Here is a 21,974-nt window from a genome sequence, read left to right as displayed (position 1 = left end):
GTGTCCGCTCCCTATCCCCGGGCGCTGCTGACGGCATCCTGATAAACTGGCAGTCCGTGCAAACGCACACAAGACCACACAACACCAAGGAACCCCATGAAGAAGATTCCTCTGCTCGTGTGGATTATCGTCGCTATCATCGGCGGTATCCTCATCGGTGCCTTCACCCCCGGCCTTATCTCCGGCATCAACGACGCCCTGGGAACCTCCATTCCCACCGACTTCGTCGTCCAGCTCTTCGTCTCCTTCTCCACTATTTTTAGTGCCTTCTTGAGCTTCGCGATTCCGCTGATCATCATCGGCTTCATCGTGCCCGGTATCGGCTCACTAGCCAAGGGCGCTGGCAAGCTGCTGGGCACCACCGTGGGGCTGGCCTACACCTCCTCCATCGCAGCGGGCTTCCTTGCAGTGACCGTGGCCCACTTCATTTACCCCATCATCCTCAAGGGCCAGCAGCTCACTGCCTTCGAGAACCCTGAAGAAGCCCTCTCTGCCGGCTACCTGGAATTCACTCTTGACCCCATCATGTCGGTCATGAGCGCCCTAATTCTGGCCTTCATCATGGGCCTGGGCATCACCGCCCTGAACAGCAAGAACATGCTGAACCTCTTCCAGGACTTCCAAACCATCATCGAAAAGCTCCTGGGCTACGTCATCATCCCCCTGCTGCCCGTCCACATCGTGGGTGTCTTTGCAAACATGACCATGGCCGGCCAGGTCGGCCAGATTCTTGCGGTCTTCGGCAAGGTCTTCATCATGGTCATCATCCTGCACTGGGTCATGCTGGCTATCCAGTACACCGTCGCCGGCGCAGCTACCAAACGCAACCCCATCACCATGCTGCGCGGCATGCTGCCCGCCTACTTCACCGCTATCGGCACCCAGTCATCGGCTGCCACCATCCCCGTGACCGTAGCCTCAGCTAAGAACGTGGGTATCAAGGGCAAGATTGTGGACTTCGCTATCCCCCTGTGCGCCACCATCCATCTCTCCGGCTCCATGATCACCATTACCTCCTGCGCGGTAGCCGTGGTGTACATGACCAGCGGCTCCCTGAGCTTCACCGCCATGATTCCCGTGGTACTGGTTCTGGGCCTGATGATGGTTGCCGCCCCCGGCGTCCCCGGTGGTGCAGTCATGACCGCTATCGGCCTGCTCCAGTCCATGCTGGGCTTCGACGAGTCCATGATTGCCCTGATGATTGCCCTCTACCTGGCTCAGGACTCCTTCGGCACCGCCACCAACGTCACTGGTGACGCCGCCATCGCCTCCCTCACCGAGCGCGTTACTAAGGCCTTCGGCGCGGACGAGGACGACCTGCCCGAGGCCGACGAGCGCGAAGGCAGCCTGGCAGCAGCCCACTAACTCTGAGTACACGAAAGGCCCACCATGACCGCAGCACGCCGTAAACTCATCGGCAACATCTTCCTGGTCCTGACCCTGATTTTCACCGTGACGGCCCTGAGTCAAGGCGGTCTCTGGTGGGCAGCTGTCACAGTGAGTGCAGCTATCACCCTCTGGGGAATCGGAACTAAGAGCGACCACAAGGACGCCCTCTAGCACCATGAAAGAAGGGGCGGACGCCTACCCCATCAGCAGGCGTCCGCCCCTCTTCTTTTTGAACCCTACGTCTAAAGACAGCAAAGCCCGCTCCAGCTTCACGGCCGGGGCGGGCCTTGCTATAGGCTGCGGGGTACTCCCCTACTGCACCTGCTTGACGATGGTTTCTGCCACCTCGCGCATGGACAGGCGGCGGTCCATGGAGGTCTTCTGAATCCAGCGGAAGGCCTCAGGCTCACTGAGCCCCATCTTGGTCATCAGCAGTGACTTAGCGCGGTCGACCAGCTTGCGGGTCTCAAATTGCTCCTTGATGCTGGTGACTTCGTCTTGGAGAGCCCGAATCTGCTCGTAGCGGCTGATGGCCACCTCGATAGCAGGGATGAGATCGTTGGGGGTGAAGGGCTTGACCACATAAGCCATGGCACCTGCCTCAGTGGCGCGATCTACCAGTTCTTTCTGGCTGAAAGCGGTGAGTAGGACGACCGGCGCCAGCTGCTTCTCGCTGATTTGGCCGGCTGCTTCGATGCCGTCCATGATGGGCATGTTGACGTCCATGAGCACCAGGTCGGGGCGGTGCTCCTCAGCCAGTTCTACAGCCTTTTTGCCGTTGTCGGTTTCGGCGATGACGTTGAAGCCCTGGTCTTTGAGGATTTCGACGATGTCGAGGCGAATCAGCGCCTCGTCTTCAGCGACGACGACGGTGCGTGCGGGCTGCTGATCGTGGTTCTCGGGCTCCTGGGTGGTCTGCTCTGACATACCCTGCTCCTTAGGTCGTTTCAGCGTTTAGTTGAGGTTCGCTATCTATTTTCGCACGCGCACAACCTTGTGGGCGTGCATGCAACGGGTGACGGTGCGTACCCTCATCGATTCCTATCTTAGTCGGGGGCGGGTTCTTTCTTCCAGGGTGAGGGCCGATTGGCTTTTAGCGGGCAAAAACGTGTATTGTAGAAGAGCTTTCGCACTTGCCCAAGTGGCGGAATTGGCAGACGCGCCGCACTCAAAATGCGGTTCTTCGGAGTGTGGGTTCGAGTCCCACCTTGGGCACCATAAAACGCCTCGTCAGAGCGATACGAACCCTCTCCCGTTGACAGGAGAGGGTTTTTTGTTGACACGAGAACCATACCTTCGCTGAGAATCCGGATATTACCCCGGCATCACCAGGTGAATAACCGCTATTTCTCACTTCGTTCCGTTTTACGTGCAGGACGTCCAGCTCCGTGTTTTTCTCGATAGGCTTTATCCCAGGTTTCAGCAGTATCTGGAAGCCAACACTCACGCCCTCCAACAGAGATAAAGTCAGCCGGTGGTAGCTCACCTCGTTTGTATAGCCCTTGCTTAGTAAGCCCTAGGAAGGTGGCTAGCTCGATGGTGCTGACGATAACGGTTTTAGCCATTGCGACCGCCTGCTTTGAGATGCAGTGCCAAAGTTGCCGCGTTAGCTGCTGCCAGCACACCCCAGAGAATTGCCATGCCGGTATTACCCTGAGCTATCTGCATGATGACCAGTGTTACTGATAGAGCTAGTATGGCAACGTTGAGGGCTATCAGTGTTTTTCTACTCTGCTTCATAGTGTTTCCTTTCTGCCTTTCCTATCCTTGCTATTGTGGCGCAAGATGAGGGCTATTCCCCGCAGCACTAGCGCCAGGGCAAAGAGCCCGATTGCAATCCCGCAGAGAACCGGGTGTCGAGGATAAAGCCAGATGGCTAGGACCAGTGCAAGGGTATAGAAAATAGCTCCATAGATTTTGGTGTGCATAATGTTTATGGTTCCTATGATGTTGCAGAACCCGGTTCCGAGATAGCTGGGATATTTCGGAGCTAGGATTTCTTCGATTTTCTTCTAAGCCCTGAGAACTAACATTATTCGGTGATTGCTTATTCGGCGAAATCTGGCTCGATGGAGTGATCAGGTGCGTCAGCACACAAGAGCGAACGGAATCCGCCGCAAGGCGGGGCATGAATCTCCCCTGTGAGCGCTAGCGAACCGGGCGGTTGCTTGTGTTCGCCCGAGGTCGCAAGCCTCAAGACCAGGAATCAAGAACCGTAAAGTAAAAACGTCTTCCTGAATGGATATAACAATATCCATTAATCATAAACAGTACACCATGACGGAAATAAAACCATCTCTTATTGCTCAGTTCTGGCAAAAATATATCCACTAAGGCAAAATAGAACCATGACCCTACCAACCTTTACCATCCTCGACCGCCTACGCAAAGCACGAGAGCACGTCGACCTTACACAAGCGGCGTTCGCAGAAAAGGTAGGCGTATCAACAGTCACATACTCCCGCTATGAATCAGGCGCTCGCAGTGTGCCCGACGAACTAATCGAAAGAGCCGCGGAAGCTACCGACATCCCCCTTGAATGGTTCTATCAGGACGACAATACCCAACCCTCTGCCGCCCCCCCATGGGTGACCTGCCCACCTCTCTCACAGTCCAGTGGACCCCCGGTGGGATTGAAGTCGCTAAGTAGATAAGATGGCAAATTCTAGATGGCGCTGGCTATACCCACTTGGAGTGACACTCTGGTTCATTGTTGCGTTCGCGATTAGTATCAACATCATTGTTTGGTTCTTCACGTCTGTTGTTGACCTGGAATCAGAGCAGTGGCGACTTATCGGTGAGATTTCAAGGAACACAAACGCTCTAGCTGTCCTTGCAGCAAGTGTTGCTGCCTGGATTGCATGGGGAACAAATAAAGCTCGAAAAGAAGAGGCAAAACGAGCTGACTTCAAAGATCGCATCCAATGGGCAGTTTCACGCTTCGACGGTAGCCCCTCATTGGAATCGATGGCTGCTGGGAAGATGATTGACCAGTTCGCGCAGGATAAAGGTTTATCTGCAAACGATACCGAGCTAGCAATAGAGTTGGCAGATCATAAGAAGTTCATAGAACAAGATGTGTGGCGAAGAGTCGAAGTTCTCCTGAACTCTATAAATTCTTCCCACGTCAAACTGAAAAAGCTATTAAATGATAATCGTATCTCAGACTTAGCTGAGACCGTTAGCCCTGCTCAACTTGCACAATTCCAACGTGAACTTGCTCAAAAGAACCTCGATTACTTGCTTAGTTCTGTAGAATCTAGAGAAACAGAATCCGTTGCAAGCTTGAAAGTGTACCAGGCTTCTTTAGATAGCTGGATTCAGCTACTTGAAGATCTCATTGCTGGGAGGTGGAAGAATGACTCAAACTGATTACAATGCTCACTCGCTTGAGGCAGCAATGAACGCCCTCAGGGAAGAGAACGCAAAAAATCTGACCTACTGGGAGGAAGCTAAGCCACGTCTGCAAGCAGAACATGAAGAGCGGATGCGTAAAAGCCAGCAGATAATTGATGATTTGAACGCTCGTTCCCAAGAGATTCAGCGATACGAGCAAATGGGGACATTGGGTAAGTTCTTTTACCGCCTGTTCCACCGGCCAGCTTGGCTCTAGATTCTATAACGTAGGAAAGCCCCGGCTCACTCATGAGAACCGGGGCATTTGTGACGTTCTTCAGGGTACTCGATGTCTATTACTCAGCATTAGGGCGGTTTGTGAAGGCTATCTTGATTACTTGCTCTTCAGAGGTAGACTGCTTGATCCCATCAAAATCTTTCCATCTGACTGAAGTGCCAAAGCCTTCTAAATTCCAAGGTAATAGGTCGTCAAATTGGTTCGTGACTTCTTGAAGGTAACGATAAAGCCTTTCTTGGAGCTCGGTATGCAGGTTCCATGTAGCTGTATCTCCGCCGCTGAGTTCAAGAGCTTCGTATGAACTAAAGTGCCCAAATGCCCTCACGCTTACGCATACTCTGTAGGAACTGCCGATTCCTGTGTTTGTAAGCTGAATCTGCCAATTTGGCACTGTGATATACATGTTAGGGACGTTTGTGCAGCGTTGCCTAGTTTCAGGATGCAAAGGTACTAAAATCCATTCTAGAGAGATGAACCCTCTCCCCAATTCCCTTTCATATGATTTGCGCGTGTAATCGTTGGCTTCACGCGATAAAGCGTTTGCCTCCTTAGAGATTTCAAGAGATTTGGCACCATACCCATTTGCGTCTTGGGCAATCCGGTTAGCTTCTTTAGCAGACTTAGCCGCAAGCTCGGCAATCTCATTGGCTTTGTTAGCAGCGCGAGTCTGTTTGAAAGCAAAAAATAGCGCCCCCAAGGCCACAATGAGCGACAGTAGAGAAAAGACGTTGGCGCTCACGCCACTGTTGAAGAAGGACAGAATTTGTTCCAAATTATCCACCAAGTAAACTCTCTGAGCGGGTTAAAGACCCCCTAAGATACCTACGCTGATAAGCTGGTCAATACGGCGAATGTCGAGCCCCTTGCGAATCTTGACCTTGATGTGCCCTACGCGGGTCCAGAGCTCAAGCTCTTCGTCGCGGTCGAAAGTGCCTGCGTTCTCTGAAGACCACATATCGATGGACTTATAAGGCAGAGAGTACATCTCAATCTTCTTGCCAGTAAGCCCCTGAGCATCACGCACAATCATGCGCTTGTTGGTGAAGGTCGCGGAGTCGCGAAAGGTCTTAAATGAGGCCACAGGTTGTTCCCCTGGGGCTAGGATTTCACCGATGTTGGCAGGGTGCGGGCATTCGCTGATAAGAGTCCAGGCAAGGATTGCGCCGGTGCTGGGGGAAAGTGCCATTGTGGCTCCTTAGATAGTGGTAGATATGACTGTCATTAAACTTACCGATTAGCTGAGCTCATTTGTTGCACATCATGAATAACGATTCCCATCAACTTGCTCGCGACGGGCTTTCCAAGGCTCATCCGATGCTCTGAGTCAACTCAGACAGCTCAGCGAGTTCGATTTAGAGAGCTTGCATGGGGCTTAGCTTTATCGGTTATCCTAATCAATTCAACGAACGACTACATTAGAAGCATAAATACTATTTATCACTTTGACACATTTTCTCAAACGCACAGCTGCGTCTTGTGCCACACGATTTTCAGGCATCATCACAACTGATTTTGTTCTCAAAGAACCAGTCTTTGAACTTGCTGAGATTTTTAACTCTGCTGTAGTCATAACGCTGATTCCCATTGATGAAAGAATTGTAAATAATTCTTTGCAACCCTTAGCATTGTATGCAGTTACAAACCCCAAAAAATCATCATCAATCATGCCAGATAAACCAGTAGAACAGTCATCATTGCTATCTCCGGTGTACATCGGGCGAAGCTCAATGACTGTATGTTGTGTGATGCTTTCACCATTCTCAGGGCGTCCCAGCTCATTCAGATAGCCCTCAATCCCTTCTTCCTTATTTCCTGATAGTGTCGCCTGCGCCTGCTCGTAAGGCATAAATACCAAAGATGGTGCGCTGAAATCTCCGATTTCTCCCAAGATTTCTGCAATTTCTACAGAAGCCGTACGTAAAGGCGAAGGGATAAACTCCCCTTGGCTGTGTGCGTGTTTCCACTTCTCATGCCCTTCGTTCCATGCACGGGCGACTTCCACGAAGGTTTGAGCGCGAGCTTCCGCAAGGATGCGTGCCGCTTCTTCATTGGCGAGCTCGATTTCATCAATGGTGGGCTGATCTCCTAGCCTCGCCAGTTGCTGTTTGAGGGCAGCATTCTCGTTAGCTAAGCCTGCAATCTCTTGTGCCATAGCTTTCATACGGGTGCTTTTGAGGGCTTTACTATTTCTACTCGTAGCCGACGCCGTCGCCATCTCGGTCTAAATGGGTTCCGTATCCGGATTGCCCTACATAGACGGGTACCGCTCCAGCGTCTTTAGCTGCAGAGCAGATAGTGTAGTAGATATCTGCTGGAGCTGGGGTTGACTCTTCAACGGACGCTATGTAGACGGCGGCACCACTCAGAGAGCACTCGCTGCATAGCGTCTTCCTCTTCTAGTCCCACCTTGGGCACATAGCACGCCCCCGACCTGGTGAAACATTCCAGGTCGGGGGCTTTTCTTTGCCCTCTCAAAAATAGTGTAAACCCCTTTTTGAACCCCATTTCATTTTTAGGCCAGCTCGCGCTGCTCATCAAGCGAAATAATCTTTACAAAAAACCCGCCCGCCCCGTGACGGGGCGGGCGGGCTGGTGAGGAGACAAGACCGAAGCCAGGCTTTGATCTTGTGGTTCCTACGGCGGTTCGATTCAAAACCAAATCTCCGGTCCTGAATCACCAGGAACCAGTCTACACCTGTCAGTCAGGTTAAAGTTCATTCATCAATCACAATAGGCAACTATGACCCCTATATGACGAATAGCTTCCCGCAGGCAACTTAGGTGAGGCGGGCGTCCTAACCCTCTGCCGCCGCCTTGAGACGGGCTAATCCGCACTCAAAATCAGCACCGATGCGCTTTTGCATATTAAAGACCTTGAACATTGCTTTCATCATCAGGTTCTGCTCACCGCTCATCGACCAGGCAACTGCGGTACCGCCCTCGGTAGGCTGCAGCTTGAAGTGGCTACGGTTCTGAGCGGCCCAGGGCTTGATGAATTCAATATCAACCTCAACCAGGTTGTCCTCCGCCGTCACTACAGTCATGCGACCCTCACCGGCCTTCTTGTTACCAGCCCAGGCCATCTTTGCGCCGACACCCCTCTCGGCACCCGAGTAGGTCTGCTGCATGGCGGGGTCTTGCTCCTGCCAGGGCGACCAGTTTTCCCAGGCGTGCAGGTCCTCAAGCAGGGAGCGGACGCGCTCAAGGGGCGCGTCGATAACGGTGGAGCGAGTGAGAAAAGTATTTGTCATATCAACCAGTCTACAGAGACAAAGGCCCCGCCACTTCAGGTCTTGAAGTGGCGGGGCCCTCAGCGTGGCTTCACGGAGCCGTTTATCCTTTAGTCACTTAGTCAGTGAAGGGACCGACGGTTTCGCGAGCTTCGGGCAGCACAGCGCCGGCGTCATCAAGGTCACCAACACGGTGGACCTTGACGGTGTTGGTGGAGCCAGCAACGCCGGGAGGTGAACCTGCTGCCATGACAATCATGTCGTTGGCTTCAGCCAGGCCATTGGCCAGCATGTAACGGTCAACCACGGCGGTCATCTCATCGGTGTCCTTAGCGGTGGGTGAAACAGCAGCTTCAACACCCCACAGCAGGGACAGGAAGGCGCGGACGGAGGGCTCAGGGGTCAGAGCCAGCACGGGCTTGGCCGGACGCAGGCGGGCCAGACGGCGGGCGGTGTCACCGGACTGGGTGAAAGTAGCGATGTACTTAACATCCAGCTGGTCAGCAATGTTCACAGCTGCGCGGGTGATAGCGCCGCCACGGGTGCGGGGTGAGGTGCCCAGTTCGGGAACACGGAAGAGGCCGCGCTCTTCGGTGGACTTGATGATGCGAGCCATGGTCTGGATGGTGATGATGGGGTACTTACCCACTGAGGTTTCACCGGAGAGCATGACGGCGTCGGCGCCATCGAGGATAGCGTTAGCGCAGTCGGAGGCCTCTGCACGGGTGGGGGTGGGGTTCTGAATCATGGTTTCCAGTACCTGGGTTGCCACGATGACGGGCTTTGCCCAGCGGCGGGCCAGCTCAATGGCGCGCTTCTGTACCAGGGGAACCTCTTCGAGGGGGAATTCCACACCCAGGTCGCCACGGGCTACCATGATGCCGTCGAACTTGTCGACGATGTCCTGCAGGTTTTCAACAGCCTGGGGCTTTTCAATCTTGGCAATGACGGCAATCTTGCGGCCCTCTTCTGCCATGATTTCGTGGACGCGCTGGATGTCGTCGCCGGAGCGGACGAAGGAGAGAGCGATAATGTCAACACCCAGGTTCAGGGCGAAACGCAGGTCGCGTTCGTCCTTTTCGGTCAGGGCGGGAATGGAGACAGCAACGCCGGGCAGGTTGATGCCCTTGTTGTTGGAGATGGGGCCACCGACGATGACGCGGGTGGTCACGGTGGTCTCGTTGACCTCGATAGCTTCGAGGCGGATCTTGCCGTCGTCAATCAGCAGGGTGTCGCCGGGCTTGACGTCGCCGGGCAGGCCCTTGAAGGTGGTGCCGCAGATTTCCTTGGTGCCTTCAACGTCTTCAGTGGTGATCTTGAAGGTGTCACCGGGTTCGATCACCTCGGCGCCGTTCTTGAAGGTTTCGAGGCGAATCTTGGGGCCCTGAAGGTCGGCGAGAATCGCGACGTTGTGACCAAGCTTTTCAGCCTGCTCGCGGATGGTTGCGTATGAGTTGGTATGAACCTCGTGGTCACCGTGGCTCATGTTCAGGCGGGCGACGTTCATGCCCGCTTCGATAGCCGCTGCAATCTTCTCGGGAGCAGAAATTGCGGGGCCAATAGTACAAACAATCTTTGCGCGTCTCATCAATCAACCTTAGGTTTGTAGGGGTCTGAGAACCTTTGGTGCGGTTTCTGTCGATAGGGAATCAACAACCAACATATTCACAGATAGTCAGCATGAAACCAACATGTCCACACCTCATTATACGTTGTTTCGTGAGGTTTTGGTGGAGGAATTGGGCACTTTTTGTGTAAATATTCGACACAAATCCCACCAAAACACACATAAACAGTCATAAACAAACAAATTGTGTCATCTGGCTTGTCAGCTTTGAGGACACACACCGGTAGCGCGGTATTCTGTATGCAGAAGCCCCGGTAAGCCACCGGCCCGCAAACAAACGAAAGAGTGCCCATGCCTACCCCCAACGTCCTGATCCTCTTCGGTTCAACCTACGGCCACACCGAACGCTACGCCCACTGGATTGCCGAAGACCTGCGCGCCCACGCGTCCGCCCCTCAGGTCTCCCTCTCCCCCGTTGCCGAAGCCACCGACGAGATGATCGAAGCAGCAGACGTTCTCATCGTCGGCGCCAGCTACCTGGGTGGCTTCCTCACCGGCGCCCCCACCCTGCGTAAGCGCCGCGAAGCCATGCTCAAGGTACCCAACCGCGTCTTCTACACCGTCTCCTTCAACGGCACCGAGGTTTACCCCCGCTCTTACCTGGACGAGCGCGTCCTGAAGAGCTACAAGGCAGACGTCGCCGGTGACCGCCCCGCCTTCCACTTCCGCGGGGGCCTCAAGATGGACGAAATATCCAAGCTCCACAAGACCGCTCTGACCGGCGTCAAGACCGCCTACAAGCTCAAGCCCAAGCAGAACGAATACGACAAGCAGCTCATCGAGGCCTTCGAAAACGGCGGCGCCGACCACACCAACCGCGAATGGACCAGGCCCCTGATCGCCGAGGTTGAAACCTACCTGACCGACATCGCAGCCGCCTAGCAATGAAAACACTACTAATTGCCTACGGTAGCCAGTACGGCTACACCGAGCAGTACGCCCGCTGGATCAGCCAGCACCTAGAGGGGCGCTTTACCACCCAGCTACTCCCCGTAGACCAGCTAACCGAACGCGCTGTAGCCGACGCGGACGTCCTGGTGGCGGGCCTGAGCGACTACGGCGGGTTCCTCACCGGCGCCCAGGAGCTCAAAAAGTACGAGCAGGAGCTGAGGGTCAAGCCCTTTGCCCTCTTCACCGTCTCGTTCAGTGGCTTGGCGGGGGCAAGCCAGCAGAAGCTCGATGCCCTGCTGGCCAAGAACCTGGGTGAGACCCTGGTTCAGGACGCCCTCGGCACCTTTCACCTGCGCGGCGGCCTCGACCACACCCGGCTTTCTTTCAAGCACAAAACCGTGATGGTGGGCATCCGCTCCGCTATCGCCGCCCTGCCCAAGAAAACTGAAGCTAACCAGCAGATGCTCGACAGCTTCACCCGCAAAACCGTTGACTACTCCAGTCAAGAGCAGGTTGAACCGCTGGTCGAGGCAATAGCCGCTCTCGCCTAAGGGAAGTTCTAAGACACCCACAGAAAACCGGCCCCGCCCCAGAGATTCTGAGGCGGGGCCGGTTTCTTTACTAGAGCGCCAAATCAATCGCCCGGTCGCTGGGAGCTACCGGTGAGGGCAGTTCTGTGGAGCCGGTCAGGTGCTTTTCGACGGCTGCGGCGCAGGCCCGTCCTTCGGCGATAGCCCAGACCACCAGGGACTGCCCGCGTCCGGCGTCGCCGCAGGAGAAGACGCCGGGGACGTTGGTCATGTAGTTCTCGTCGCGGGCCACGTTGGTGCGGCGGTCGAGTTCAGCGCCGACCTGGGTGGTGATGGCGTCGTTTTCCTGGCCGGTGAAGCCCAGAGCCAGGAAGACCAGGTCTGCGGGGATTACGTGTTCGGTGCCTGCCTTGGGCACTCGGCGGCCGTCGGGTAGGTATTCGGTTTCTGCGACCTTGAGGCCGGTGAGTTTACCGTTTTCGCCCACGAATTCGACGGTTGAGGCCAGGTACTTGCGTTCACCACCTTCTTCGTGTGATGAGGATACCTCGAAGACCTTGGGGAACATGGGCCAGGGCTCGTGATCGGCGCGGCCTGCCGGGGGCTGGGCGCCGATGGCCAGGGTGGTGATGGACGCAGCTCCCTGGCGGACGGCGGTGCCGATGCAGTCTGAGCCAGTGTCGCCGCCACCGAGTACGATTACGTGCTTACCCGCTGCGTCGATGGTGGGGGCGGCGAGGTCGCCGGCTACCACGCGGTTGGCTTCGGTCAGGTAGGGCATGGCGTAGTGGACGCCGTCCAGGTCGGCCCCGGGGATGGGCAGGGCGCGGGGGCGGTTGCGCCGGTGGCAACGATGACGGCGTCGTAGCGGCGCTTGAGGTCATCCCAGGTGATGTCCTTGCCGATTTCAACGCCGGTGCGGAAGCGGGTGCCCTCTGCCTTCATGACCTCGATACGGCGATCAACGATATCTTTTTCTAGCTTGAAGTCGGGGATGCCGTAGCGCAGCAGGCCGCCGACCTTGTCGTCGCGTTCGAAGACAGCAACGGTAAAACCTGCCTGGGTGAGCTGCTGGGCAGCGGCTAGACCGGCGGGGCCTGAACCGACTACGGCGACGGTCTTATCGAGCATGCGGTCGGGCATGATCGGCTCGATGTAGCCGCCCTCGAAAGCCTGCTCGGCGATCGAGTACTCGATCTGTTTGATGGTCACTGCGGGCTGGTTGATGCCCAGCACACAGGAGGTTTCGCAGGGAGCCGGGCAGACGCGTCCGGTGAACTCAGGGAAGTTGTTGGTCGCGTGCAGGCGTTCCACAGCCTTTTCGGTCTGCTCGCGCCAGGTCAGGTCGTTCCATTCGGGAATCAGGTTGCCCAGGGGGCAGCCGACGTGGCAGAAGGGAACGCCGCAGTCCATACAGCGGGAGGCCTGGGTCTTGAGAACCGCTGAGTTCTGGGCGACCTGCACCTCGTTCCAGTCAAGGATGCGCACGGGGACGGGGCGCTTGGGTCGGTCTTGACGGGTGGTTACTTTCAGAAAACCGCGGGGATCAGCCACGAGCGGTCACCTCCAAAATCTTGTTCCAAACCTGCATGGATTCGGTGTCTTCGCCGGCGGCTTCGGCCTCGGCACGGATAGCTTGTACGGCGGCGAAGTCGCGCGGGAGTACCTTGGTGATGCGGGCGTAGGTGCCCTCCAGGTCCTCCAGCAGGGCGGACGCCAGGGTTGAGCCGGTCTCGGTACGGTGGCGGGTCAGCAGCTGGGCAACCTCGGCGCGGTCGTCCTCGGTTAGTTCCAGGAAGCCAAGTTCGCCGGATTCACGGGACTGCTTGTTGACCTTAGCCATGTCCAGGTCGAGCACGTAGGCGGTACCGCCGCTCATGCCCGCACCGAAGTTACGGCCGGTTGAGCCCAGAATCAGGGCTTTACCACCGGTCATGTATTCGCAGCCGTGATCGCCGATGCCTTCAACAACGGCAGTGGCACCGGAGTTACGTACCAGGAATCGCTCACCGACGATACCGCGGATGAACATTTCACCGCTGGTGGCACCGTAGCCGATGACGTTACCGGCAACCACGTTCTCTTCGGCAACCAGGGGGGCTGCGGCGTCCGGAGCCACGATAATGCGGCCGCCGGAGAGACCCTTGCCTACATAGTCGTTGGAGTCACCGGTCAGGCGGATGGTGATGCCCTGCGGCAGGAAGGCGCCCAGTGACTGGCCGGCGTGGCCGGTGAGGTTGAGGGTGATGGAGTCGTGGTCCAGCACCTCAATACCGAAGGTCTTGGTGACGGTGTGGCCCAGCATGGTGCCCACGGAGCGATCGGTGTTGACCACCTGTGAGTCAATGGTGACCGGGGTGCGAGCGCTCAGGGTTTCCTGGGCAGCTGCAATGAAGGTGTTGTCGATGTGCTGGTCCAGTTCGTGGTCCTGGTCCTTGAGGTGGCGGATGCCCTGACCCTCGTAGTCGACGGCGGTTGAGGTCAGTACCTTGGTCAGGTCGAGCCCGTCTGCCTTCCAGTGGTCAATGGCCTGGGACATGTCGAGCACCTCGGCGTGGCCGATAGCTTCGTCCAGGGTGCGGAAGCCCAGCTGGGCCAGGTATTCGCGCACCTCTTCAGCGATGAACTCAAAGAAGTTGACCACATGGTCTGCCTGGCCGGTGAAGCGGGCACGCAGGTCGGGGTTCTGGGTAGCGACGCCCACGGGGCAGGTATCCAGGTGGCACTTGCGCATCATGATGCAGCCTTCAACGACCAGCGGTGCGGTGGCGAAGCCGTATTCTTCGGCCCCCAGCAGGGCGGCGATGATGACGTCGCGGCCGGTCTTGAGCTGGCCGTCCGCCTGGACGACAACGCGGTCGCGCAGGCCGTTAATCATGAGGGTCTGCTGGGCTTCAGCCAGGCCGAGCTCCCAGGGTGCACCTGCGTGCTTGAGGGAGTTGAGCGGGGCTGCGCCGGTGCCGCCGTCGTGGCCCGAGATGAGCACGACGTCCGCTTTAGCCTTAGTGACGCCTGCGGCCACGGTGCCGATACCGATTTCAGACACCAGCTTGACGTGGACGCGGGCGGACGGGTTAGCCCGCTTGCAGTCATAGATGAGCTGGGCGAGGTCCTCGATGGAGTAGATATCGTGGTGGGGCGGGGGCGAAATCAGGGAGACACCGGGGGTGGAGCGACGGGTCTTGGCCACCCAGGGGTAGACCTTGGCAGCCATGAGCTGGCCACCCTCACCGGGCTTAGCGCCCTGGGCCATCTTGATCTGGATGTCGTCGGCATTGGTCAGGTAGAGGGAGGTCACGCCGAAACGGCCGGAGGCGACCTGCTTGATGGCGGAGCGACGCTCGGGGTCGAGCAGACGCTCGACGTCCTCGCCGCCCTCACCGGTGTTGGACTTAGCGCCCAGGCGGTTCATAGCGATTGCCAGGGTCTCGTGGGCTTCCTTGGAGATAGAGCCGTAGCTCATAGCACCGGTGGAGAAACGCTTGACAATCTCGCTGACGGGCTCGACCTCGTCGATGGAGATGGGGGTGCGGTCTTCGGTGAAGGTGAAGAGGCCGCGCAGGGTCATCAGGTCCTTGGCCTGGTCGTCAACCAGCTTGGTGTAGGACTTGAAGATGTCGTAGCGACGGGTCTTGGTCGAGTGCTGCAGACGGAAGATGGTCTGGGGGTTGAAGAGGTGGGGCGGGCCCTCACGGCGCCAGTCGTATTCGCCGCCGGTTTCCAGGGCACGGTGGGGCACGGCAACACCGTCGTCGGGGTAGGCATCGTGGTGACGCTTACGGACCTCAGCTTCGATGACGTTCAGCCCCACACCGTCCATCTGGGAGTGGGTACCGGTGAAGTACTGGTCAACCAGTCTCTGGGACAGCCCCAGGGCCTCGAAGGTTTGGGCCCCGCAGTAGGAGGAGACGGTGGAGATGCCCATCTTGGACATAATCTTCTGCAGGCCCTTACCCAGAGCCTTGATGAGGTTGTAGACCGCTTCAGACTCGGTCACACCGGTGATTTCGCCCTGGGCTACCAGCTCTTCTACTGATTCCATGGCCAGGTAGGGGTTGACTGCCGAGGCACCGTAGCCAATCAGGGTGGCAACGTGGTGTACCTCGCGCACATCGCCCGCTTCAACAATCAGAGCGACCTTGGTGCGGGTAGCTGAGCGCAGCAGGTGGTGGTGGACGGCGCTGGTCAGCAGCAGGGACGGGATGGGTGCCCAGGCGCCGTTAGAGTTACGGTCTGAAAGAATCAGGAACTGCACGCCGCGTTCAACCGCGGCAGAAACCTTTTCACAGATTTCAGCGATACGGGCGCGCAGGGCTTCTTCTCCCCCGTGAGCCGGGTAGAGGCCGCTGACCTTGAGAGCGGCGGGCATGCCGTCCTCGTCCTCGATGTGGGCAATCTTATCGAGCTCGTCGTTATTGATAACCGGGAAGTTGAGCCCTACGTGCTGGACCTTGACGCGGCCGTTGCGCAGCAGGTTGCCGTCGGCACCGATAGAGGTCTTGAGGCTGGTTACCAGCTCTTCACGGATGGAGTCCAGCGGCGGGTTGGTCACCTGGGCAAAGGACTGCACGAAGTAGTCAAAGAGCAGGCGGTGGCGGGTGGACAGCACCGCAATGGGGGTATCGGTACCCATGGCGTAGATGGGCTCAGCACCGGTCTTGGCCATCGGGGCGAGAATCTTACGCAGCTCTTCTTCGGTGTAGCCAAAGGTCTGCTGACGCTTGAGAATCGACTTACGGGAGGCACGGATGTGCTCACGCTCGGGCAGGTCAGCTAAGTCAACGATGTTCTCATCAGCCCACTGCTTCCAGGGCTGCTCGGCAGCCACCTTAGCCTTGACCTCTTCGTCGGGCACCAGGCGTCCTGCCTTGGTATCAACAAAGAACATCTTGCCGGGGGAAACGCGGCCCTTCTCAACAATCTTTTCTTCGGGCATATCGACCACGCCGACCTCAGAAGCCAGAATGACCAGGCCATCATCAGTAACCCAGTAGCGGCCGGGGCGCAAACCGTTGCGGTCCAGCACAGAACCCACGTTGTCGCCGTCCGTAAAGGCGATAGCGGCAGGGCCGTCCCAGGGCTCCATGAGGGAGGAGTGGTAGCGGTAGAAGGCGCGGCGGTCTTCGTCCATGGTCTCGTGGTTTTCCCAGGCCTCGGGAACCATCATCATGAGTACCTGGGCAGCCGAGCGACCCGAGAGCATCAGCAGTTCAGCGACCTCGTCGAAGCTCTGGGAGTCAGAGGCACCCACCGAGCAAATGGGAAAGAGCTCTTCGGGGTTGCGGCCCAGAACCGGGGACTTGAGCTGGGACTGGCGAGCGCGCATCCAGTTGCGGTTGCCCTTGACAGTATTGATTTCGCCGTTGTGGGCGATGGTGCGGAAGGGCTGGGCCAGGGGCCAGGAGGGGAAGGTGTTGGTGGAGAAACGCGAGTGGACGATCGCCAGCTTAGTGGCAAACCGCGGGTCAGAAAGATCCGGATAGAAGGGTTCCAGCTGGGCGGTGGTCAGCATGCCCTTATAGACGATGGTGCGCGAGGAGAAGGAGGGGAAGTAAACGCCAAGCTTGTGCTGTGCCCGCTTGCGCACGCGGAAGGCCTTCTGGTCCAGCTGGCGGCGCTCTGAATCTTCGTCCAGGTTAACCACGGGGATGTGACCGGTAAAGGGGGCGTTGACGGCGTCCAGATCCTCACCTGATGCTTCTGCAATGAACATTTGCACGAAGTAGGGCATGACCTCGCGGGCAGCCTTACCCACGATATCCGCATTGACGGGCACCTCGCGCCAGCCGAGCACCCGCAGGCCCTCGCGCTGGGCAATCTGGGTTAGCCCCTCCTTGAGTTCATCTGCGTTCTCGCCACCGGTGGGTAGGTAGGCGGTACCTACGGCGTATTTACCCAGTTCGGGCAGGTCAAAATCAACGACCTCGCGCAAGAAGGCATCGGGAATCTGTAGGAGAATACCGGCGCCGTCGCCGGTGCCTTCGTCCGCGCCGACCGCACCGCGGTGTTCCAGACGGCGCAGGGCGGTTAGGGCGTGGTCAACGATGTCGTGGCCGGGGGTGCCGCGCAGGGTGGCAATCATGGCCAGGCCGCAGGCGTCCTTTTCGTTCTCCGGGCTGTAGAGACCGGTTGCCTCGGGAATGGAGGCGAAAGTGGTGAAGGGTGAAGGGGCGTGCCCGAGGGTGTGGGGGTCCTGGGTGAAGGTCTTATCGGCGTGGACTGCACTGCCGAGCATGGTGTGACTCATGTGGGCCGTTCCTACTTACGTTGGGCTCTGGTGCCGGTGGAGTGGGCTAAACGGCTGGCGCGCGGGAGCTGATGGCACAGGACGCCTGCGGTTTAGCCGCTCCCTTGCAGCACAAGATGTCGGTGGTCGCCTCGCTGTGACGATGGAGCGTGTGGTGACTCAAGGACGCCCGGGTGGGGGCCTGAGCCTGCGGTTCATCTCGCATTCGGGTAGGTGCGAGAGTAATCTTCCATCAGTCTCTAGAGACTTCGTTACGTATGTGTAAATTTATACGCCCCTGCGTGTAAAGATTCAACAGGCAGCCGGGCGTTACACGGGTGGACTTGGGGCCGCTCCCCTACTAGATACGCTTTTTGTCTAGAAATTGAGCCCGTGTGACCTAGGTAAAACCAGATTAGGTCATGAATATTTTGCGTAATTATTCAAAGGGTGACGTTACGCAGCGGCGGTAAATTGAAACAGACTCGAAACTTTGAATCTTGATATATGAGATAAATATTTCATATAGAGATTAGAAAAGTGGGGCCCTGGAAAGCTCCAGAGCCCCACTCGGCCGGTAGGGATTTAGCGGGTTGCCCCCGTAAAGTCGAGCACCATGCGTCCGTTAATTAAGCCGGCGTGCATTTCGTCAAAGATTGCCTGAGCGTCTTCGACCGGGCGCAGCTGAACCACGGGCTTGACGCGCCCCTGGGCGCCAAATTCGAAGGCCTCGGCGAGATCCTGGCGGGTACCCACCAGGGAGCCCTGCACCTTGATACCGTCAAGAACCAGGCGGGGGATGTTGAGGTCCATGGACTCGGTGGGCAGACCCACGGCAACCACGGTGCCCCCGGCGCGCACAGAGTCAACGGCCTGGTTGAAGGCTGCCTTAGCCACGGCGGTGACGACAGCGACGTGGGCACCAGCGCCGCCGGTGGTGTTCTTGATTTCTTCTACAACGTCTTCAACATTCTTGGCGTTGATGACCACATCTGCACCGCTGTCTTTAGCCAGCAGTAGCTTATCTTCATTGAGGTCAACGGCAATGACCTGGGCACCAAAGACGTTCTTGGCGTACTGCACAGAAAGGTTACCCAGGCCGCCAGCACCAAAGCAGACAATCCACTGGCCGGGGCGCACCCCGCTTTCCTTCACAGCCTTGTAGGTGGTCACACCCGCACAGGTAATGGAGGTTGCCTCGACCGGGTCGAGGGCATCAGGAACCTTGACGGTGTAGTCAGCGTAGAGCAGGGTGTATTCACTCATGCCACCATCGGCGGTGTAGCCGGCATTGATGGCGGAGCGGCAGAATGTTTCACGGCCGTCCGTGCAGTATTCGCAGTGGCCGCAACCCTTGAAGAACCAGGGAACGCAGACGCGGTCGCCCACCTCAAGGTGGTCTACACCGGGGCCAACTTCGGTAATCACGCCGACGCCCTCATGTCCCAGAATGCGGCCGGGCTTTTCACCGAAATCGCTGGCGGCTACATGCAGGTCGGTGTGGCAGATGCCCGAGTATTCAATCTTGGCAAGCACCTGCCCGTGCCCTACTTCGGGTACGGGCACATCCTTGATGTCTACGGTTCCATCGAGGCGGTCAGAAACAACAACGGCTTTCATCGTGGCCATGTGATAGCTCCTTACAAAGCAAACCAATTAGAGTGTTGTGGCTCACTTAAAGACTAGGTGTTGAGTGCGGCTACGTGCCAGGACCCTAGGGTTTTTTCTGCTCTGTTACGGTGCAAACTGAACTAAGAGCGCCGAAGGTGGATGTGCCGCCATTAGCAGCGCCCGGTAGCTACACTAGAGCCATGAGTGATCAGACCGCATCCACAGAAGCCATCAGCCAACGTGCCACTTGGGCAGATCTTCCCCGTTCCGTACAGGCGTGGGTTGAGAAAGAGCTCGGCAGCCCCGTAGTAGGCGCCGAGTCGCAAAGCGGCGGGTACAGCCTGGGTACCACCGACCGCCTAGTCACTGCAAGCGGGCGCAGGGCTTTCCTCAAGGCTGTTGACGCTAGCCTCCACCCTTACACTGCTGACCTGCACCGGCAGGAGGGCCGCATCACCGCGTCCTTCCCCAGCAACACCCCGACCCCGGCCATCCTTGCTACCCGCGATTTTTCCGGGGCGGACGGCGCAGGCTGGGTTGCCCTGCTCCTGGAAGATATCGAGGGGCGGCACCCGGCAAACCCCTGGCAGAAAGAAGAACTGGCCGCCGTTTTTCGGGCCTTAGAGAGCATGAGCCGGGTTCCGGTTGACCCAAGCCTCAACCTACCGGCCACCGAAGCTGACCTGACAGAGGAACTCATTTTCTGGCACAAACTCGCTCGGGGTGTGACTCTGGAGCACCTGGTCTATGTTCAGGCCACTGATTCCTACCAGCAGCTGGTGCAGCTGCTGCCCTTTATCAACCAGAAGGCCGCCGAGTTTGCCGCCTTTGTAGACGAGCATCTGGTTGCCCATCTGGCAGGGTGCTCCTATGTGCATACCGATTTGCGCGGCGATAACATTCTGATTCGCCCCACCGGCGAGGCTGTTTTGATTGACTGGCCCTGGGCAACGGTGGGTAACATCCACATTGACTGGGCCTCGGTGGCAACTGACGCTCTGATTGCCGACCCCGAGCTGACTCTCGCTGAGATATACGAGCTGATGCCGGCGTCCGGGCGCCCTGCGCTCGAGTTCTTACAGGCTACTGTTGTCGCTTTGGCGGGCTACTATCTCTACGCTTCGATGCAGAAGCCCAGCGAATCGACCAACGCGTCACTGGTGAATATGCGGGCTCACCGCGCGTCCGCCCTGCTCACCAGACTGGTCCAGGGCAAAAACTAATCCGCACTTATTCTGATGTACCCGCAACTAGTTGCGGACTTTTCAGAATAAGTGCGGATTAGGCGCCCGGGTTAGGCGTTATCACCGCGAGCTAGGTTTCGGTTAAAACCAGCAGCGGCGAGCGGAAGCGCTGCCACGAACCCCATGAGCGCCGTGACCCAGGTGAAATCTGCGCCAGTTACTAACCCAATTACATATACAGCACCATTGACAGCACAACCATATACAAGAAGTGCCAGCACAGCTTCAACAGGGTTGCCCGGCAGCCAGGAGTCAAACATTCCACGGCACTTTGCACCATCTGCTTGCTCATGCTCAGCTTTTACCCGGTGGTGCAGGGGTAAGAACGCCAGCGCTCCACCACACCAGGCTCCGAACAAAACCGTTAGCCCAGGCTGGAAAAATCGCGAAGAAAAAACTGTTCCAAGCGAGGCAAGCAGCCCGTAACCTGCCAGCGCGTACAGGGCAGAAGACAGCAGATACGCCGGAACCGTTGTGAGATTTGGGAAAGATGAATACCTCATGTTTACTTCCTCTTTGAAGCTGACTACCTCTACCCTACCTTTTAATAAGCAAGCATATCAATTTGTTACTGGCTCAGAGCAAAAAGTAATCCGCACTTATTCTGATGTACCCGCAACTAGTTGCGGACTTTTCAGAATAAATGCGGATTAGTTTCTATGCTTGCTTTGGCGTTAGTTGCCGGAGGAGCGGACGGACGCCGGGGCGGGCTCGTCCGCGCTGGGCACGACACCGCCCTGCCTATAGGCACCTGGGAGCTCGCCGCGCCTACGCGCTCGTAGCCCCATCAGCGCAAACATGACGATACCCAGCAAGAAGATAGAACCAGAAGTCCACACATGAATGCGAACCCCCAGCAGCATCTCAGCGGTATCGATTCGCAAGAAAGTCTCAATCATGAGACGGCCAAAACCGTACCAGACAACGTAGGCCCAGAAGGTCTGGCCCAGCTGGAAGATGCCGCGACGGCCCAGGGCAATCAGCAGGGCCGCGCCGAGTAGGTTCCACAGGGACTCATAGAGAAAAGTCGGGTGAAAGAGCGTGCCCGCCGGGTACTGGTCAGGGAAGTTGGGCGATGTGGCCGAAATTTCCAGGCCCCAGGGCAGGGTGGTGGGCTTGCCAAAGAGCTCCTGGTTAAACCAGTTACCCCAGCGGCCCATAGCCTGGGCGATCATGATGCCGGGGGCGGCGGCGTCCGCAAACTTAGCCAGCGAAATTCCGTAGCGGCGACAGGCGTACCAGGCGCCCAGGCCACCGACCGAAATCGCGCCCATGATGCCGATACCGCCCTCCCAAATCTTGAAGACATCAAGCGGGTCAGCGCCCTCACCGAAGTAGGAGCCGGGGTCGGTAATCAGCACGTGGTAGAGGCGGGCACCGATAATGCCGGAGGGAATGGCCCACATGGCAACGTCCCAGACCCTCTCGGGGTCCTCGCCCCAGGCGGCCCAGCGGCGGCCGGTGAGCCACATGCACACCATAATGCCCGCCAAAATACAGAGGGCATAGAAGTGGATGGTCAGGGGGCCCAGCTCAATGGTCGAGATGGACGGCGAAGGGATAGATGCAAGAACAGTTGAAGTCACAGCCCC

The 21,974-nt window shown here is 57.5% G+C and carries 20 protein-coding genes, 1 tRNA gene and 1 pseudogene; 9 read left to right on the top strand and 13 right to left on the bottom strand.

The genetic code is table 11. The features are described 5' to 3' along the window. The first annotated feature begins 96 nt into the window (after positions 1 to 96). Together ACRCJM_RS06805 and ACRCJM_RS06800 are read left to right on the top strand one after the other, a co-directional pair. Entirely contained in the window at positions 97 to 1,365 is a 1,269-nt protein-coding gene (locus ACRCJM_RS06805) for a dicarboxylate/amino acid:cation symporter (RefSeq protein WP_431464317.1), read from the top strand. Between the two features lie 24 nt (positions 1,366 to 1,389). Further along, complete coding sequence (locus ACRCJM_RS06800) at positions 1,390 to 1,560, top strand: hypothetical protein (RefSeq protein ID WP_431464316.1); 171 nt, start codon at positions 1,390 to 1,392, stop codon at positions 1,558 to 1,560. A 141-nt stretch (positions 1,561 to 1,701) separates the two neighbouring features. Here the strand turns inward: ACRCJM_RS06800 and ACRCJM_RS06795 are convergent, their stop codons facing one another. Further along, positions 1,702 to 2,316 (bottom strand): ANTAR domain-containing response regulator, encoded by a 615-nt coding sequence (locus ACRCJM_RS06795; RefSeq protein ID WP_185173006.1) that lies wholly within the window; start codon positions 2,314 to 2,316, stop codon positions 1,702 to 1,704. Positions 2,317 to 2,524: 208 nt separating this feature from the next. On the opposite strand from ACRCJM_RS06795, the gene ACRCJM_RS06790 reads away from it, so the two are divergent. Continuing rightward, a tRNA-Leu gene (locus tag ACRCJM_RS06790) sits at positions 2,525 to 2,607 on the top strand. A 339-nt stretch (positions 2,608 to 2,946) separates the two neighbouring features. On the opposite strand, the gene ACRCJM_RS06785 is transcribed toward ACRCJM_RS06790, so the two are convergent. Beyond that, positions 2,947 to 3,129 (bottom strand): hypothetical protein, encoded by a 183-nt coding sequence (locus ACRCJM_RS06785; protein WP_431464315.1) that lies wholly within the window; start codon positions 3,127 to 3,129, stop codon positions 2,947 to 2,949. 608 nt (positions 3,130 to 3,737) lie between these two features. On the opposite strand from ACRCJM_RS06785, the gene ACRCJM_RS06780 reads away from it, so the two are divergent. Genes ACRCJM_RS06780 through ACRCJM_RS06770 form a run of 3 tightly spaced genes read left to right on the top strand, consistent with a single transcriptional unit; the run spans position 3,738 to position 5,002 of the window. Further along, positions 3,738 to 4,043 (top strand): helix-turn-helix domain-containing protein, encoded by a 306-nt coding sequence (locus ACRCJM_RS06780; protein ID WP_431464314.1) that lies wholly within the window; start codon positions 3,738 to 3,740, stop codon positions 4,041 to 4,043. 1 nt (position 4,044) lies between these two features. After that, positions 4,045 to 4,761 (top strand): hypothetical protein, encoded by a 717-nt coding sequence (locus ACRCJM_RS06775; RefSeq protein ID WP_237185571.1) that lies wholly within the window; start codon positions 4,045 to 4,047, stop codon positions 4,759 to 4,761. Continuing rightward, positions 4,748 to 5,002: a hypothetical protein gene (locus tag ACRCJM_RS06770; protein WP_237185570.1), complete on the top strand. Its 255-nt coding sequence runs from the start codon at positions 4,748 to 4,750 to the stop codon at positions 5,000 to 5,002. Before ACRCJM_RS06775 ends, ACRCJM_RS06770 begins: the two co-directional genes overlap by 14 nt. 79 nt (positions 5,003 to 5,081) lie before the next feature. Here the strand turns inward: ACRCJM_RS06770 and ACRCJM_RS06765 are convergent, their stop codons facing one another. From ACRCJM_RS06765 to pyk, 6 genes are all read right to left on the bottom strand, one after another. Continuing rightward, positions 5,082 to 5,804, bottom strand: a complete 723-nt coding sequence (locus ACRCJM_RS06765) for a hypothetical protein (RefSeq protein WP_431464313.1) — start codon at positions 5,802 to 5,804, stop codon at positions 5,082 to 5,084. A 21-nt stretch (positions 5,805 to 5,825) separates the two neighbouring features. Then, entirely contained in the window at positions 5,826 to 6,209 is a 384-nt protein-coding gene (locus ACRCJM_RS06760) for a PH domain-containing protein (RefSeq protein ID WP_431464312.1), read from the bottom strand. 213 nt (positions 6,210 to 6,422) lie between these two features. Further along, the gene (locus tag ACRCJM_RS06755) at positions 6,423 to 7,175 is read right to left on the bottom strand and encodes a hypothetical protein (protein WP_431464311.1); all 753 of its coding nucleotides are present in this window, start codon (positions 7,173 to 7,175) and stop codon (positions 6,423 to 6,425) included. A 37-nt stretch (positions 7,176 to 7,212) separates the two neighbouring features. Then, positions 7,213 to 7,317 carry an excalibur calcium-binding domain-containing protein gene (locus tag ACRCJM_RS06750; protein ID WP_237185560.1) on the bottom strand — a complete coding sequence of 35 codons (105 nt, stop codon included), beginning with the start codon at positions 7,315 to 7,317 and terminating at the stop codon, positions 7,213 to 7,215. Positions 7,318 to 7,818: 501 nt separating this feature from the next. Further along, the gene (locus ACRCJM_RS06745; RefSeq protein WP_431464310.1) at positions 7,819 to 8,274 is read right to left on the bottom strand and encodes an SRPBCC family protein; all 456 of its coding nucleotides are present in this window, start codon (positions 8,272 to 8,274) and stop codon (positions 7,819 to 7,821) included. A 97-nt stretch (positions 8,275 to 8,371) separates the two neighbouring features. Continuing rightward, complete coding sequence (pyk, locus tag ACRCJM_RS06740; protein ID WP_431464309.1) at positions 8,372 to 9,841, bottom strand: pyruvate kinase; 1,470 nt, start codon at positions 9,839 to 9,841, stop codon at positions 8,372 to 8,374. Between the two features lie 330 nt (positions 9,842 to 10,171). On the opposite strand from pyk, the gene ACRCJM_RS06735 reads away from it, so the two are divergent. Further along, the gene (locus ACRCJM_RS06735; RefSeq protein WP_431464308.1) at positions 10,172 to 10,762 is read left to right on the top strand and encodes a flavodoxin domain-containing protein; all 591 of its coding nucleotides are present in this window, start codon (positions 10,172 to 10,174) and stop codon (positions 10,760 to 10,762) included. Positions 10,763 to 10,764: 2 nt separating this feature from the next. Next, positions 10,765 to 11,322 (top strand): flavodoxin domain-containing protein, encoded by a 558-nt coding sequence (locus tag ACRCJM_RS06730; protein WP_431464307.1) that lies wholly within the window; start codon positions 10,765 to 10,767, stop codon positions 11,320 to 11,322. Between the two features lie 70 nt (positions 11,323 to 11,392). Here ACRCJM_RS06730 and ACRCJM_RS06725 read toward each other — a convergent pair. From ACRCJM_RS06725 to adhP, 3 genes and pseudogenes are all read right to left on the bottom strand, one after another. After that, positions 11,393 to 12,855: pseudogene (locus tag ACRCJM_RS06725) on the bottom strand (glutamate synthase subunit beta). Further along, positions 12,848 to 17,548: a glutamate synthase large subunit gene (gene gltB, locus ACRCJM_RS06720; protein ID WP_431464306.1), complete on the bottom strand. Its 4,701-nt coding sequence runs from the start codon at positions 17,546 to 17,548 to the stop codon at positions 12,848 to 12,850. Before gltB ends, ACRCJM_RS06725 begins: the two are co-directional and overlap by 8 nt. Positions 17,549 to 18,112: 564 nt before the next feature. Further along, positions 18,113 to 19,156, bottom strand: a complete 1,044-nt coding sequence (gene adhP / locus ACRCJM_RS06715) for an alcohol dehydrogenase AdhP (protein WP_237195784.1) — start codon at positions 19,154 to 19,156, stop codon at positions 18,113 to 18,115. Between the two features lie 182 nt (positions 19,157 to 19,338). Between adhP and ACRCJM_RS06710 the strand changes: the two genes are divergently transcribed. Beyond that, positions 19,339 to 20,361 (top strand): aminoglycoside phosphotransferase family protein, encoded by a 1,023-nt coding sequence (locus ACRCJM_RS06710; protein WP_431464305.1) that lies wholly within the window; start codon positions 19,339 to 19,341, stop codon positions 20,359 to 20,361. A gap of 71 nt (positions 20,362 to 20,432) precedes the next feature. Here ACRCJM_RS06710 and ACRCJM_RS06705 read toward each other — a convergent pair whose 3' ends face one another. Together ACRCJM_RS06705 and lgt are read right to left on the bottom strand one after the other, a co-directional pair. Next, entirely contained in the window at positions 20,433 to 20,885 is a 453-nt protein-coding gene (locus tag ACRCJM_RS06705; RefSeq protein ID WP_431464304.1) for a hypothetical protein, read from the bottom strand. 171 nt (positions 20,886 to 21,056) lie between these two features. Next, positions 21,057 to 21,968 carry a prolipoprotein diacylglyceryl transferase gene (gene lgt / locus ACRCJM_RS06700; RefSeq protein ID WP_431464303.1) on the bottom strand — a complete coding sequence of 304 codons (912 nt, stop codon included), beginning with the start codon at positions 21,966 to 21,968 and terminating at the stop codon, positions 21,057 to 21,059. Positions 21,969 to 21,974 lie beyond the last annotated feature (6 nt).

It is taken from the genome of Rothia sp. L_38 (genome assembly GCF_050689125.1).
Classification (GTDB): Bacteria; Actinomycetota; Actinomycetes; order Actinomycetales; family Micrococcaceae; genus Rothia.
The sequence above is the reverse complement of the archived record's forward strand: the minus strand, read 5'-3'. Positions and strand labels throughout refer to the sequence as shown.